This window comes from Acidovorax sp. FG48, assembly GCF_057809085.1.
Window position 1 is genome coordinate 18,327 of the sequence record NZ_JBMDJH010000002.1, and the last position, 13,367, is coordinate 31,693.

11 protein-coding genes are annotated in these 13,367 nt (G+C 66.5%); 8 read left to right on the forward strand and 3 right to left on the reverse strand.

All coding sequences use genetic code 11. The annotated features are described in order from the left end of the window. Window positions 1–4 precede the first annotated feature (4 nt). From ACODSU_RS03055 to ACODSU_RS03085, 7 genes are all read left to right on the forward strand, one after another. Window positions 5–769 (forward strand): hypothetical protein, encoded by a 765-nt coding sequence (locus tag ACODSU_RS03055; protein ID WP_488839999.1) that lies wholly within the window; start codon window positions 5–7, stop codon window positions 767–769. Then, window positions 769–2,025 (forward strand): hypothetical protein, encoded by a 1,257-nt coding sequence (locus ACODSU_RS03060; RefSeq protein ID WP_488840536.1) that lies wholly within the window; start codon window positions 769–771, stop codon window positions 2,023–2,025. Before ACODSU_RS03055 ends, ACODSU_RS03060 begins: the two co-directional genes overlap by 1 nt. 221 nt (window positions 2,026–2,246) lie before the next feature. Further along, window positions 2,247–3,473, forward strand: a complete 1,227-nt coding sequence (locus ACODSU_RS03065; RefSeq protein WP_488840001.1) for a GGDEF domain-containing protein — start codon at window positions 2,247–2,249, stop codon at window positions 3,471–3,473. Between the two features lie 132 nt (window positions 3,474–3,605). Continuing rightward, window positions 3,606–4,259, forward strand: a complete 654-nt coding sequence (locus ACODSU_RS03070) for a DUF1569 domain-containing protein (RefSeq protein ID WP_488840003.1) — start codon at window positions 3,606–3,608, stop codon at window positions 4,257–4,259. 226 nt (window positions 4,260–4,485) lie between these two features. Next, window positions 4,486–5,556 carry an HlyD family secretion protein gene (locus ACODSU_RS03075; protein ID WP_488840005.1) on the forward strand — a complete coding sequence of 357 codons (1,071 nt, stop codon included), beginning with the start codon at window positions 4,486–4,488 and terminating at the stop codon, window positions 5,554–5,556. Further along, window positions 5,520–8,330 (forward strand): ribosome-associated ATPase/putative transporter RbbA, encoded by a 2,811-nt coding sequence (gene rbbA / locus ACODSU_RS03080; protein ID WP_488840007.1) that lies wholly within the window; start codon window positions 5,520–5,522, stop codon window positions 8,328–8,330. The genes ACODSU_RS03075 and rbbA overlap by 37 nt, the downstream gene beginning before the upstream one ends. 1 nt (window position 8,331) lies before the next feature. Beyond that, window positions 8,332–9,465 (forward strand): ABC transporter permease, encoded by a 1,134-nt coding sequence (locus tag ACODSU_RS03085; RefSeq protein WP_488840009.1) that lies wholly within the window; start codon window positions 8,332–8,334, stop codon window positions 9,463–9,465. A gap of 58 nt (window positions 9,466–9,523) precedes the next feature. Here ACODSU_RS03085 and ACODSU_RS03090 read toward each other — a convergent pair whose 3' ends face one another. Beyond that, on the reverse strand, window positions 9,524–10,798 hold the full coding sequence (locus ACODSU_RS03090; RefSeq protein ID WP_343735803.1) for an amidohydrolase family protein: 1,275 nt from the start codon (window positions 10,796–10,798) through the stop codon (window positions 9,524–9,526). 71 nt (window positions 10,799–10,869) lie between these two features. Here ACODSU_RS03090 and ACODSU_RS03095 point away from each other — a divergent pair, with 71 nt between their 5' ends. Continuing rightward, window positions 10,870–11,229, forward strand: coding sequence for a VOC family protein (locus ACODSU_RS03095; protein ID WP_488840011.1), 360 nt, complete (start codon window positions 10,870–10,872; stop codon window positions 11,227–11,229). A gap of 34 nt (window positions 11,230–11,263) precedes the next feature. Here ACODSU_RS03095 and ACODSU_RS03100 read toward each other — a convergent pair whose 3' ends face one another. After that, window positions 11,264–12,187 carry an ABC transporter permease gene (locus ACODSU_RS03100; protein WP_488840013.1) on the reverse strand — a complete coding sequence of 308 codons (924 nt, stop codon included), beginning with the start codon at window positions 12,185–12,187 and terminating at the stop codon, window positions 11,264–11,266. 114 nt (window positions 12,188–12,301) lie between these two features. After that, window positions 12,302–13,363: an ABC transporter permease gene (locus tag ACODSU_RS03105; RefSeq protein WP_488840015.1), complete on the reverse strand. Its 1,062-nt coding sequence runs from the start codon at window positions 13,361–13,363 to the stop codon at window positions 12,302–12,304. Window positions 13,364–13,367: the final 4 nt, after the last annotated feature.

Consider the following 13,367-nt stretch of genomic DNA (forward strand, 5'->3'; position numbering starts at 1 on the left):
GACCATGAGCAACAGCAACCAACACCTGGCCCTGATCACCAAGACCACCAGCCTCATCGCGGCCGGTGACATCGTGGGCGCCGAATCCGCGCTGGCCGAGCTGGCCGATGCCGAAGGCGACAACGCCCTGATGGTGGTGCTGGACCAGCTCGCGCCCAAGGACATCCTGGCCGTGATGCGTGAGTACGACGACTCCAAGGCGTCCGTGGTCAACATGCTGGTCACGCCCGAGCAGTTTGCGCGCGCCATGGTGCTGGAAAAGCAGTACAAGGACCTCACCCACACCCACCTGCGCAACATGGTCAACGCCGTGGTCTTCCGCGACGATGCCGACCCGGTGGAATTCCTCACCGCCATTGGCGACCTGGAAGGCGGCGCCGAGGCCTTGGCCAACTACTTTGCGGAAAAGTGGAGCCGCATCGAAGCCTTTGCCCGCACCGGCACGTTTGACGCGACAGAAGACTACGGTGTCACGCTGAGCGACGACGAGCTACTGGCCTCGGGCTATGTGCAGCCGCGCGTGGACCTGGACGAGGTGGCCGACCGCGACTGGATGCAGATGGCCTGGCTGCTGCGCTACGAGTGCCGCGACCTGTTCATTGAAATGCTGCTGGTGCTGCGCGCCAAGGCCCGTGCGTTTGACCTGGGCCTGGAAGAGGGTGACGAGACTCCCGCCGAGGAAGACGACGGCAAGTTCGAGACCAGCGAGACAGACCGGGGCAAGGCCACACCCGCTGCCCGCGCCTCTGACGAAGAATCCGCGATTTGATGATGTCCCAAAGCTCGGCACTGCAACTGCACGACGCCCGTCCTTTCTTTGAAAAGGCGCTGGTCTACGGCGTGCAGCACGGCATCATTGATGCCGACCGGCTGGCGGCCATCAATACCGATGCACCCAAGGGCATGGTGCAGATTGCGCGCTACTTTGGCAGCGAGTTCCTGCGGCCCGAGCTGGAAAAAGCGCGGGACCGTATGGTCAACCTGATCAGCCTGTACCTGCTGGAGACCACCGACGGTGACCTGGCCAAGGCAGCGGTCTCGTTGCGCGACAACTCCTTTTTGTCGCGCTCCAAGGGCGGGTCGGACATGCTCAAGCGGCTGATCGCCATGCCCGAGAGCAGCAACTTTGGCATGGCCGGTTATGCCGATGCCGAAACCCCGCTGCTGGCTGCCTGGTCGCTGCGCAGCCATGCCGAATACCGCGCGGAGCTGGCCCGCCGCAGCCAGATCGCCCAGGCCATCGCCGCCGCCGAATGGCTGGCCGCGCAATACGACCTGGACACCGACGAGCTGGAAACTGCTGGTGCCGATGCCGAGGCGGTGATCCGCACAGGGCTGCTGATGCAGGCGCTGAACCCCCAGGCCATGGCGGCGGGTGAGTGGCCCAGCGCCCCGGCGTTTGAAAAGCTGGTGACGGCACTGCGCAAAAAGAAGGCAACTGTGCCGACGGCGCTGCGCTTGCCCGCTGGTGTGCCCGCAGAGCTGCGCGATGTGCTACAGGCCCAATGCGCTGCTGTGCTGGCGGACTTGCCCAAGCTGCTGCAGTCCACTGCGCCCCTGCGCACCCTGTTGCGCCCCATGGGCGCCTTTCGGGCGCGGTACTTCCTGCTGGACGACCCGCTGGCCGAAGTGGACAGCTTTCACCGCAGCCTGGACGCTCTGGAGGAAGACGACGAGCCTCCGCAGCCCGCGAGCAAGACCTGGACGAAGGCGACCGCAGGCAACGAGGACGAGCACTCCCTGCTCACGCTGTTTCTGTGCCTGGCCGCCGGTGCGCCCAAGAAGACGCTGCTCACCGAGAAAACCGCCGCCAGCCTGGTGCGCAAGATCCGCAAGTCCGGCCTGCAGCCCGAGCTGGCGACCGACTTCATCCGCACCCATGCGGCGGCCGCCTTCCAGCAAGACTACCTGGCCCTGTGGTCCGGTTTTGTGCAAGACGCGCAGGCCACGCTGACCAGCGACCGTGACTACCAGATGCACGACGCACTGGCGCTCCTGCGGCGCGAATGCCACGTGGTGGGCTGACAGGCGCGCCCATAGGCCGAGCGAGGGGGCGGCCTGAGAGGCTCCAGGCACTAGCTCAAGCACTGCATGGATGCCCGCAAAAGAGTCGCGGGGCAGTCAAGGCTCTCGGTTACCATTGTTAACGTTGACAGTCATCGCATAGCCTTCAAGCCTTAGCAGCCGGGCGTTGGGCGATGGCGTCGCGTTGTGAGCCTCATTGCCATCGCCTGTCTGTACCCTCTGTGCACAGCCCCACCCTCCTTATCGTCGCGGCCATTCTTGCAGCGCTGGTCACAGGCGTTCTGTCCGCGGTGTGGCTCTTCAACAGACGCATTCCCGGGCTTCGGTTCTGGGCGCAGGCACTGTTCTGCGCCACCGTCTTCTGCATCAACCTGCTGCTGCGCGACCATGTGCCGCTGCCGTTGTCTGTCGTGCTGGCGCAGTCTTCCATTGCTTTGACTGCATACCTGTGCCTGCTGGGCGCACGCGAGTACATGGGCAGGGCGCCCTTGGGGCATGGCGTTGCCGCTCTGGCCTTGGCGCTTCTGCTGAGTACGGCCTTGTTTTTTACCCTGGTCAAGCCGAACGTACAGGTGCGCATCGTGCTGACGGGTCTGGTGCCTGGGGTGTTGTTCATTGCGGCCGCGCACACACTGGCCCGTGGCGGCTTTCACAAGGTGCCCGCACGCTACCTGTTTGCGGCCACGGTGGGCGTGCATGGAGCGTTCCTGCTGGTGCGGCCCTTGTTGTTCACGCTGGCCGCGCCCGCCGATGGGGCGCAGCCCGAAGCGGGCATGGTGGCCGCGCTGTCGCAGTTTGTGGTGCTGGAGTCCACCCTGGCGCTGGTGCTGGTGGCGTTTGGTGCGCTCATGCTCACCAATGAGTTCATCACCAACGAACTGCGCCATCTGGCCGAGGTGGACCCGCTGACCAATGTGTTCAACCGCCGCGCGTTTTTGACCCTGCTGGACAAAGCCATCAGCAACGCCCAGCGCACGCAGACGACGCTGCCCGTGTTGGTGATGGACCTGGACCATTTCAAGAAGGTCAACGACAGCTGGGGCCACCGCGCGGGTGACGATGTGCTGCGCCATTTTGTGATGCTGGCCCAGCGCTGCCTGCGCAAGGAGGACGTGATGGGCCGACTGGGGGGCGAAGAGTTCGCCATCTTCTTGCCCAATGCAGGGACAGGTGGCGCCGTTGCGGTGGCCGAGCGGCTGCGCGCCATGGTGGAGGCCCACCCGGTGGTGACCGAGCAGCGCAGCATTGCGCTCACGGTGAGTGTCGGCGTCACCGTGTGCGCGGGCAGCGAGTCTGCAGGCACGGCCCTGCAGCGTGCGGATGAGGCCATGTACCTGGCCAAGGAACGGGGGCGCAACCGCGTGGAGATGACCGTGGTCCCTGCTGCACCCCTGGCCCCGGCTACCACCACCAACCAGCCTGCCACGCGGACCACCCTGGCGGCATAGGAGCTGCCTTGCGCCGTGGCGGGCTGTGTCGGCTGCCCGACCCTGGCGGTGGCGGCATGGGTCACAAAGTCGATGTTGCCCGTCACAATCGCCTTTTTCACCCCGCCCCCGGTGATGCGAGCAGACAACCCCATGGCAGTCCCCACCCCTCCTGGCGCTCCCAGCGACGCCCACGCTGCAGCCCCCCAATCCGCCGGCACCCAGCCCGCGCCCTCTGCGTCGCCCGTAGCGCACGGCCGCAGGGCATTTCTGGCCACCGGGGCCGGGGCGGCGCTCGCAGCCGCTGGCGCTGCGGGCTATTTTCTGCACCAACCGGGCAACGACCGACGGCTGGTCTTCGCCACCCTGCACGACGCCATGGGCGAGGCCGAGCGACTGAACGCTGCCTCAGTCCACGCGCTGGAACCCGCCACGGCCTGGACCTGGGCGCAGACGCTGGTGCATTGCGCGCAGAGCATTGAATACTCGTTGCAAGGCTTTCCGTCGCCCAAGTCGGCGCTGTTTCAGAACACCCTGGGCGCCGCCGCTTTCAAGGTGTTTACTCTGAGGGGCCGCATGAGTCACAACCTGGCTGAGCCCATTCCGGGAGCCCCGGCGCTCGATGCGCAGACCACGGACGCATCGGCCGCCATGGCACGCCTGCGCCAGGCGGTGCAGGACTTTGCCCTCCACACCGGTGCACTGCAGCCCCACTTTGCCTACGGCGCCTTGACCCGGGCGCAGTACGAGCAGGCGCACGCCATGCACCTGGCCAACCATCTGTCGGCCTTTGATGGGCGCGGCTAGTGCAGGCGTTGAAGACTAAAGCTGCGCTCGTCTGAAGCTGCTGGACAGCTCTGCAGCCCAGGCGTAAGACCCACGCAATTGAAGCCAAATTGATGCAAGTCAAGGGGGGCGGCCGACCGCGCGCCGCCCATGAAGGCCCTGCGCTTACGATGCATTTTGAGGTGAGGCGCCTTCGCTGATGTGACTGCCAACGCGCTCTGCCTCCGCACCAAAGAGGATCAGAGCCATGGGCAGCAAGTGGAAAGTTTATGCGGCCGTCGCAGCGCTGTTGCTGCTGGGCACCGTATTGGTCGTGCGGTGGGCGCCCTGGCAGCCCAAGGGGCCGGGCCCGGGCTTTGTGAGCGGCAACGGCCGCATCGAGGCCACCGAGATCGCCGTGGCCACCAAGCTCGCGGGCCGGGTGCAGGACATCCTGGTGGCCGAGGGCGATTTCGTGAAGGCGGGGCAGCCCGCGGCCCGCATGCAGATCGACGGCCTGCAGGCCCAGCGCGAAGAGGCCGTGGCCCGGCTGCAGCAGGCGCAGCTGGCCATCAGCAGCGCGCAGGTACAGGTGGCCCAGCGAGAAAGCGACTACCAGGCTGCATTGGCGGTCGTGGCCCAGCGCGAAAGCGACCTCGACACTGCCCGCCGCCGCCTGCCGCGCTCCGAGCAGCTGGCGCGCGAAGGCTTCTTCTCCAGCCAGTTGCTGGACGACGACCGCGCCAAAGTGCGCAGCCAGCAGGCCGCCGTGGTCGCGGCCAAGGCGCAGGCCAAGGCTGCGCAGGCGGGCATTGGCGCGTCGCGCACGCAGGTGACCAGCGCCGAGGCCAACGTGCGCGCGCTGGAGGCCACGCTGGCCCGCATCGATGTGGAGCTGGCCGACAGCGAGCTCAAGGCCCCGCGGGACGGCCGCGTGCAGTTTCGCGTGGTGCAGCCCGGCGAGGTGGTGGGCGCGGGCGCACGGGTGCTGCAGCTGGTGGACCTGAGCGACGTATACATGACGTTCTTCTTGCCCGAAACCGTGGCGGGTCGCGTGGCGCTGGGCAGCGAGGTGCGCATCGTGCTCGATGCAGCACCGGGTTTTGTGATCCCGGCCACCGTGTCGTTTGTGGCCAGCACCGCTCAGTTCACGCCCAAGACGGTGGAGACCGCCAGCGAGCGCCAGAAGCTCATGTTCCGCGTGCGGGCCCAGATCGACAAGGCACTGCTGCTGCGCCACCAGGAGCAGGTCAAGACCGGTCTGCCCGGCGTGGCCTGGCTGCGGGTGGACCCAGCGGTGGAATGGCCTGCCAACCTCGCCGTCAAGGCCGACCAGTGAGCCTCCCCGGCAGCGCGGCACCCGTGGCTCGCCTGCGTGGCGTGGGCCAGCGCTACGGGCGCACCGTGGCGCTCGACGGCATCGACCTGGAGGTGGCTGCCGGCCGCATGGTGGGCCTGATCGGGCCGGACGGCGTGGGCAAGTCCAGCCTGCTGGCGCTGGTGGCGGGCGCCCGCGCAGTACAGCAGGGCACGGTAGAGGTGCTGGGCGGCGACATGGCCAAAAGCCGCCACCGCAGCCGCGTGTGCCCCCGCATCGCCTATATGCCGCAGGGCCTGGGTAAGAACCTGTACCCCACGCTGTCGGTGGAAGAGAACCTGCAGTTCTTTGGCCGCCTGTTCGGGCACGACGCGGCCGAGCAGCGCCGCCGTATTGATGAACTCACGCGCAGTACCGGCCTGCACCCGTTTCTGGCGCGGCCTGCGGGCAAGCTTTCGGGCGGCATGAAGCAGAAGCTGGCGCTGTGCTGCGCGCTCATCCACGACCCCGACCTGCTCATCCTGGATGAGCCCACCACCGGCGTGGACCCGCTGGCGCGCGCGCAGTTCTGGGATTTGATCGGCCGCATCCGCGCCGCCCGGCCCGGCATGAGCGTGATCGTGGCCACGGCCTACATGGAGGAAGCCCAGCGCTTTGAATGGCTGGTGGCGATGGACGAGGGGCGCATTCTGGCCACCGGCACCCCGGCCGAGCTGATGGCCCGCACCGGGCACGATTCGCTGGAGCAGGCCTTTGTGGCCCTGCTGCCCGAGGCCAAGCGCCGGGGCCACCAGGCGGTGCAGATCCCGCCGCTGGACCGGTCGCAGGCAGACGCCGCCACCAACGTCGCCATCGAGGCGCGCGACCTCACCATGCGCTTTGGCGACTTTGTGGCGGTGGACCATGTGAGCTTTCGCATCCAGCGGGGCGAGATCTTCGGCTTTCTGGGCAGCAATGGGTGCGGCAAGTCCACCACCATGAAGATGCTCACCGGCCTGCTGCCCGCCAGCGACGGGCAGGCCTGGCTGTTCGGCCAGCCGGTGGACCCCAAGGACATGGCCACGCGGCGGCGCGTGGGCTACATGTCGCAGGCGTTTTCGCTGTACAGCGAGCTGTCGGTGGAGCAGAACCTGGTACTGCATGCCCGCCTGTTCCACGTGCCCGAGGCCGAGGTGCCCGCGCGTGTCACGGCCATGCTGGAGCGCTTTGACCTGCAGGCCGTGCGCAGTTCGTTGCCCATGAAGCTGCCGCTGGGCATGCGCCAGCGCCTGTCGCTGGCCGTGGCCATGGTGCACCAGCCCGAGCTGCTGATTCTGGACGAGCCCACCTCGGGCGTGGACCCGATGGCGCGCGACAACTTCTGGCGCCTGATGGTGGAGCTGGCGCGGCGCGACAAGGTCACCATCTTCATCTCCACCCACTTCATGAACGAGGCCGAGCGCTGCGACCGCATCTCGCTGATGCACGCAGGGCGCGTGCTGGAGAGCGCTGCGCCGCAGGACATCGTGGCCAAACGCGGCGCTGCCACGCTGGAAGAAGCCTTCATCGGCTACCTGGAAGATGCCGCAGGCAAGGCCCAGGCTCCTGCGTCTGTGCCTGCGCAGGCTTCGGAGCCCGCTGCGCTATCGCCCGAGCCTACCCACGACGCCCCCACCTGGCCCACCCGCCTGCGCCAGAGCCTGGCCCGCATCCACAGCACCCAGTGGCGCGAATCGCTGGAGCTGCGCCGCGACCCGGTGCGCGGTGCCATGGCGCTACTGGGCTCGCTGATCCTGATGTTTGTGATGGGCTATGGCATCAGCATGGACGTGGAAAACCTGCGCTTTGCCGTGCTGGACCGGGACCAGACCGCGCTGAGCCGCGCCTACACGCTGAACCTGGCGGGCTCGCGCTACTTCACCGAGAGGCCGCCCATCACCACCTACACCGAGCTGGACGCGCGCATGCGGTCCGCCGAGATATCGCTGGCGCTGGAGATCCCGCCTGGCTTTGCAAGCGATGTGGCACGCGGCCAGCCGGTGCAGATCGGCGCGTGGGTGGACGGCGCCATGCCCCAGCGCGCCGAAACCGTCATCGGCTACGCCCAGGGCCTGCACCAGCAGTGGCTGGTGGAACAAAGCCGCAGCCGCACAGGCACGGTGCCCCGGGGCCTGCTGGAGGTAGAGCCGCGCTACCGCTACAACCCCGATGTGCGCAGCCTGCCGTCCATGGTGCCTGCCGTGATCCCGCTGCTGTTGCTCATGCTGCCCGCCATGCTCACCGCCCTGGCCGTAGTGCGCGAGAAGGAGCTGGGTTCCATCATCAACCTCTATGTGACGCCCACCACGCGCACCGAATTCATGCTGGGCAAGCAGCTGCCTTATGTGCTGCTGGCGCTGTTCAACTTTGGTTTGATGTGCCTGGCGGCCGTGACGGTGTTTGGCGTGCCCATCACCGGCAGCTTTGCCACGCTCACGCTGGGGGCCGTGCTGTTCAGCCTGTGCTCCACGGGCATGGGGCTCTTGGCCTCCACCGTCACTCGCAGCCAGATTGCGGCCATGTTTTTTGCCATGGTGGGCACGCTCATCCCGGCGGTGCAGTTTGCGGGGCTCATCAACCCGGTGTCGTCCATGACCGGTTTTGCCCGCTGGGTGGGCGAGGTCTACCCGGCCAGCCACATGTTCACCATCAGCCGGGGCGTGTTCAACAAGGCCCTCACGCTGCAGGACTTGCAGGCCGAGTTCTGGCCCATGCTGGTGGCGGTGCCGGTCATCATCGGCGCGGCGATCTTGCTGTTACGCAAGCAGGAGACCTGACATGGCACTGCGTGGACGGTGGCCGAACATTTTTCGCCTCGGCATCAAGGAGCTGTGGAGCCTGTGGCGCGACCCGGCCATGCTGTTCCTCATTGTCTACACCACCACGCTGGCGGTGTACTCGGCAGGCATGGCGCAGCCCGAGACGCTATACCACGTGCCGATTGCCATCGTGGATGAGGACGACTCGGCTCTGTCCCAGCGCATCGCCACCGCGTTCTACGCACCCCAGTTCACACGCCCCGCCATGATCAGCATGCGCGAGGTGGACCCGGGCCTGGATGCAGGCCGCTTCACGCTGGTGCTGCACATCCCCGCCCATTTCCAGCGCGATGTGCTGGCAGGCCGGGTGCCGCAGGTGCAGCTCAACATCGACGCCACGCGCATGGGGCAGGCGTTTGCGGCCAATGGGGCTGTGCAGCAGATCGTGCAGCTGGAGGTGGCTGAGTTTGTGCAGCGCGACCGCGCCGTGGCCGAGCAGCCCATCGAACTCACAGTGCGGTCGCGCTTCAACCCGGCGCTGAACCCCGCGTGGTTTGGCTCGCTCATGGAGCTGATCAACATCGTGACCATGCTCTCCATCATCCTCACGGGCGCCGCACTGATCCGCGAGCGCGAGCATGGCACGGTGGAGCATTTGCTGGTGATGCCCGTCACCCCGGGTGAGATCATGCTGGCCAAGGTGTGGGCCATGGCGCTGGTGGTGCTGGTCGCTACCTGGGTATCGCTCACGGCGGTGATCCGCTGGGCGATTGGTGTGCCCATCGAGGGTTCGGTGCCGCTGTTTCTGCTGGGGGCCACGCTGCACCTGTTTGCCACCACGTCCATGGGCATCTTCATGGCCACGGTGGCGCGCAGCATGCCGCAGTTTGGCCTGCTGATGGTGCTGGTGATGATGCCGCTGCAGATGCTGTCGGGCGGCGTCACCCCGCGCGAGAGCATGCCGCTGTGGGTGCAGTACGGCATGGCGCTGGCGCCCACCACGCACTTCACCGAGCTGGCCCAGGCCATCCTCTACCGGGGCGCGGGCTGGGCGGTGGTGTGGCCGTCGCTGGTGTGGCTGCTGGGCATTGGGGCGGTGCTGTTCAGCCTGGCGCTGGCGCGGTTTCGCAAGACGATTGCGCGCATGGCGTGATGATCTTTTTTGCTATTGAATGTATAGCTATCAAGGCATGATTCACTAACGCTTGGGGCTATTTGGACGCAAAATCTACGCTATCGGGCCGACCAGGCAGCTGTAATTGCGCCACAGGCGCCGGGCTGCTGGCCACCCGTTGGCCGCGTCGCCACACACCCAGGCGCGTGGCCCGCAGGCGGATGGCGTCCACCGGGTTGCGCGCATGCAGCAGCACCAGGTCGGCGTGGCAGCCGGGGGCAATGCCATAGCCCTCCAGGCCCAGCAGGCGCGCTGGGTTCACCGTCACCGCATCAAAACACTGCCGCATCGCGGCCTGGCTGGTCATCTGCCCCACATGCAGGCCCATGTGCGCAGCCTCCAGCATGTCGGCGCTGCCGCCGCTGTACCACGGGTCCAGCACACAGTCATGGCCAAACGCCACCGTCAGGCCTGCGGCCATCAGCTCGGGCACGCGGGTCATGCCCCGGCGCTTGGGGTAGGTGTCGTGGCGGCCTTGCAGGGTGATGTTGATGAGTGGGTTGGCCACCACGCCCAGGTCGGCCTCTGCCATCAGGGGGATGAGCTTGCTCACGTAGTAGTTGTCCATGCTGTGCATGGAGGTGAGGTGCGAGCCCGTCACACGGCCGTGCAGACCCAGGCGCTGGGTTTCGAACGCCAGGGTTTCGACGTGGCGCGAGTGCGGGTCGTCGGATTCGTCGCAGTGCATGTCCACGCGCTTGCCGTGCTCGGCGGCCAGCTCGCAGAGGATCTTCACGCTTTCGGCCCCTTGGGCCATGGTGCGCTCGAAGTGCGGAATGCCGCCCACCACGTCCACACCCATATCCAGCGCACGTTTGATGTTGTCGAGCCCCCCGGGCGCACGCAGCACACCGTCTTGCGGAAAGGCCACCAGTTGCAAATCCAGGTAGGGCGCCACACGCTGCTTCACATCCAGCAGCGCCTCCACTGGCAGCAAGCTGGGGTGGCTGGTGTCCACATGGCTGCGGATGGCCAGCAGGCCGCGCGCCACGGCCATATCGCAATACTGCAGGGCGCGTTCAACGATGGCGTTGTGGGTGAGCGTGGGCTTGAGCTCGCCCCACAGCGCAATGCCCTCCAGCAGCGTACCGCTCTCGTTTACGCGCGGCTGGCCGTAGCTCAGGGTCGAGTCCATGTGGAAATGCGCGTCCACAAACGGCGGGCTGACCAGCAGGCCGCCTGCATCCACCGTCTCATGTGCGGGGGCTTGCAGGCCTTCGGTCACTTCGGTGATGCGACCGCCTTGCACGGCAATCGACATGTTCTGGCGGCCGTCGGGCAGGGTGGCGTGGGTGATGAGCAGATCGAGCATGGTGGGAGAGTTTAGAGATTCGTCTGGGCGTGCAGGCACACTGCGGGGTCTCAAGAACAAAGGGTCATCCGATGAACGAACATGAAAAGCTGAACTACGTCGAATTTGCCGCGCGCGACTTGCCCGCCACGAAGTCGTTCTTTGAAAAGGCCTTTGCATGGGTCTTTGTGGACTACGGCCCGGAGTACACGGCCTTCACCGGCCAGGGGCTGGACGGTGGATTCTTTCAGGCCAGCCTGCGCTCTACCCCAGCTACTGGCGGCGCCTTGCTGGTGTTCTACAGCGCCGACCTTGAAGCCACTTTGGCCAAGGTGGAGGCAGCGGGTGGCCATGTGATCAAGCCGGTGTTCGAGTTTCCGGGAGGACGGCGCTTTCATTTCACAGAGCCCAGTGGCAACGAGTTTGCGGTGTGGTCCGACCAGAGGGTGTGAATGAATCGGGCGTGGTGGGCTCATTCGCATCTTCTCATCGCTCCCCCTTGCGGTAGGGCTTCATCAGCGCCTGCGGATACGCCGCCTTGCGTGCCACCAGCACCAGCGCCAGGATGGACAGCAGGTACGGCAGCATCAGATACACCTGGTACGGCAGCCACGCATCGCCCGCTTGCTGCAGGCGTAGTTGCAGCGCGTCAAAAAAGGCAAACAGCAGTGCACCCAGCAGCGCCTTGCCGGGCCGCCAGGATGCAAAGACCACCAGGGCCACGCAGATCCAGCCCCGACCATTGATCATGTTGAAGAAGAAGGCGTTGAACGCCGACAGGGTGAGGAACGATCCCGCCACCCCCATCAGCGCCGAGCCTGCCACGATGGAGCCCGTGCGTGTAGCCGCCACCGAGATGCCCTGGCCTTCGGCGGCTTGGGGGTTCTCGCCCACCATGCGCACGGCCAGGCCCAGCGGCGTGCGCATCAGCACCCAGGCCAATAGCGGCACCAGCAGCAGGGCCAGCAATGTGAGCGGCGTCTGCGCCGACAGGATAGGCATGCCCAGCCACTCCATGGGCGCAAAGGGCTCGATGGTGGGCGGCGTGTTCACCTTGGGGAAGCTCACGCGGTAGCCGTAGTAGCTGAGCGCTGTAGCCAGCAGCGTGATGCCCAGGCCGGACACGTGCTGTGACAGCGCCAGCCCCACGGTGAGCCAGGCGTGCAGCAGGCCAAACACAGCACCGGTGAGCGCCGCCACCAGCACCCCGGTCCACAGTCCATGGCCAGCATACACCGTAAGCCAGCCGGTGAAGGCTCCGGCCACCATGATCCCTTCAATGCCCAGGTTCAGCACCCCGGCGCGCTCGCACAGCAGCACGCCCAATGTGCCCAGGATGAGCGGAGTGGCCACGCGCAGGGTGGCAATCCAGAACGCGGGGTTGGCGAGGATGTCGAGCAGCTCGGTCATGTGCCCACCTCACTGCGATTCACTATATTTTTAGTAGCTGCTTGCGCTTTCTGGATAAGCGCTAGAGGCTTATTTGGCTTGAAAATCTGATGCATTGGCTTGTTCATGGCGTGCTCACTTCCAGCGCACCCGGTATTGGGTCAGCAGCCCCGCCACCAGCACCGCAATCAGCGAGGTCGCCACGATCACATCCGCAATGTAGGTCGGCACGCCCACCGCACGGCTCATGCTGTCCGCCCCCACCAGCACGCCCGCCACAAAGGTGCCCGCAGCAATCACGCCCAGCGGGTGCAGCCCGGCCAGCATGGCGATCACGATGCCGCTGTAGCCATAGCCGGGCGACATGTCGAGCGTCACATAGCTGGTGCGGCCCGCCACCTCAATGGCACCCGCTAGCCCCGCCAGCCCGCCCGACAGCAGCGCCACCAGCACCACAGTGCGGGTGATGGGCACGCCCGCAAACGCCGCAGCCCGTGCATTGGCCCCGGAGGCGCGGATGTCAAACCCCGGCACCGTGCGCGCCAGCAACGCCCACAGCATCACGGCCAGCGACACGGCCCACAGCAGGCCCGTGTGCAGCCGCGTCTGCGGCACCAGCTTGGAGAGCTCCAGGTCACCCTGCAGCGCCACGCTCTGCGGCCAGCCCATGGAGAGCGGGTCTTTCATCGGCCCATCCAGCAGCGCCGACACCAGCAGCAGCATGATGAAGTTGAGCAGCAGCGTGGTGACCACCTCGTCCACCCCCAGCCGGGCCTTCATCAACGCCGGGCCCAGCAGCAGCGCGGCACCCGCGAGCGCGGCCGCCAGCATCATCAGGGGGAAGAGCACGTAGGGCGACCATTCCAGCCCCGTTCCGCCATGCATGCCCCCCACGGCCACGGCGGCCAGAGCCCCGGCGTAGAGCTGCCCTTCGGCGCCAATGTTGAACAGCCGGGCGCGGAAGGCCACGGCGGCCGCCAGCCCGGTCAGGATCAGCGGCGTTGCGCGGGTGAGGGTTTCGGTCAGCGCAAACACCGAGCCGAACGCGCCTTGCAGCAGCAGGGCATAGGTTTGGCCCACGGGCGCACCGGCCCAGAGCACCAGCAGGGCGCTGACGATCAATGTGAACACCACGGTGCCCACCGGCGCCAGCACGTAGGCGGCGGGGGAGGTGTGGTTGCGTTTTTCGAGTCTCATGGAT

Excerpts from the sequence above, each read along its gene's own strand:
- ACODSU_RS03055 (WP_488839999.1), top strand. The coding sequence starts at position 5 with ATGAGCAACAGCAACCAACACCTGGCCCTGATCACCAAGACCACCAGC.
- ACODSU_RS03060 (WP_488840536.1), top strand. The coding sequence starts at position 769 with ATGATGTCCCAAAGCTCGGCACTGCAACTGCACGACGCCCGTCCTTTC.
- ACODSU_RS03070 (WP_488840003.1), top strand. The coding sequence starts at position 3,606 with ATGGCAGTCCCCACCCCTCCTGGCGCTCCCAGCGACGCCCACGCTGCA.
- ACODSU_RS03075 (WP_488840005.1), top strand. The coding sequence starts at position 4,486 with ATGGGCAGCAAGTGGAAAGTTTATGCGGCCGTCGCAGCGCTGTTGCTG.
- rbbA (WP_488840007.1), top strand. The coding sequence starts at position 5,520 with ATGGCCTGCCAACCTCGCCGTCAAGGCCGACCAGTGAGCCTCCCCGGC.
- ACODSU_RS03085 (WP_488840009.1), top strand. The coding sequence starts at position 8,332 with ATGGCACTGCGTGGACGGTGGCCGAACATTTTTCGCCTCGGCATCAAG.
- ACODSU_RS03090 (WP_343735803.1), bottom strand. The coding sequence starts at position 10,798 with ATGCTCGATCTGCTCATCACCCACGCCACCCTGCCCGACGGCCGCCAG.
- ACODSU_RS03095 (WP_488840011.1), top strand. The coding sequence starts at position 10,870 with ATGAACGAACATGAAAAGCTGAACTACGTCGAATTTGCCGCGCGCGAC.
- ACODSU_RS03100 (WP_488840013.1), bottom strand. The coding sequence starts at position 12,187 with ATGACCGAGCTGCTCGACATCCTCGCCAACCCCGCGTTCTGGATTGCC.
- ACODSU_RS03105 (WP_488840015.1), bottom strand. The coding sequence starts at position 13,363 with ATGAGACTCGAAAAACGCAACCACACCTCCCCCGCCGCCTACGTGCTG.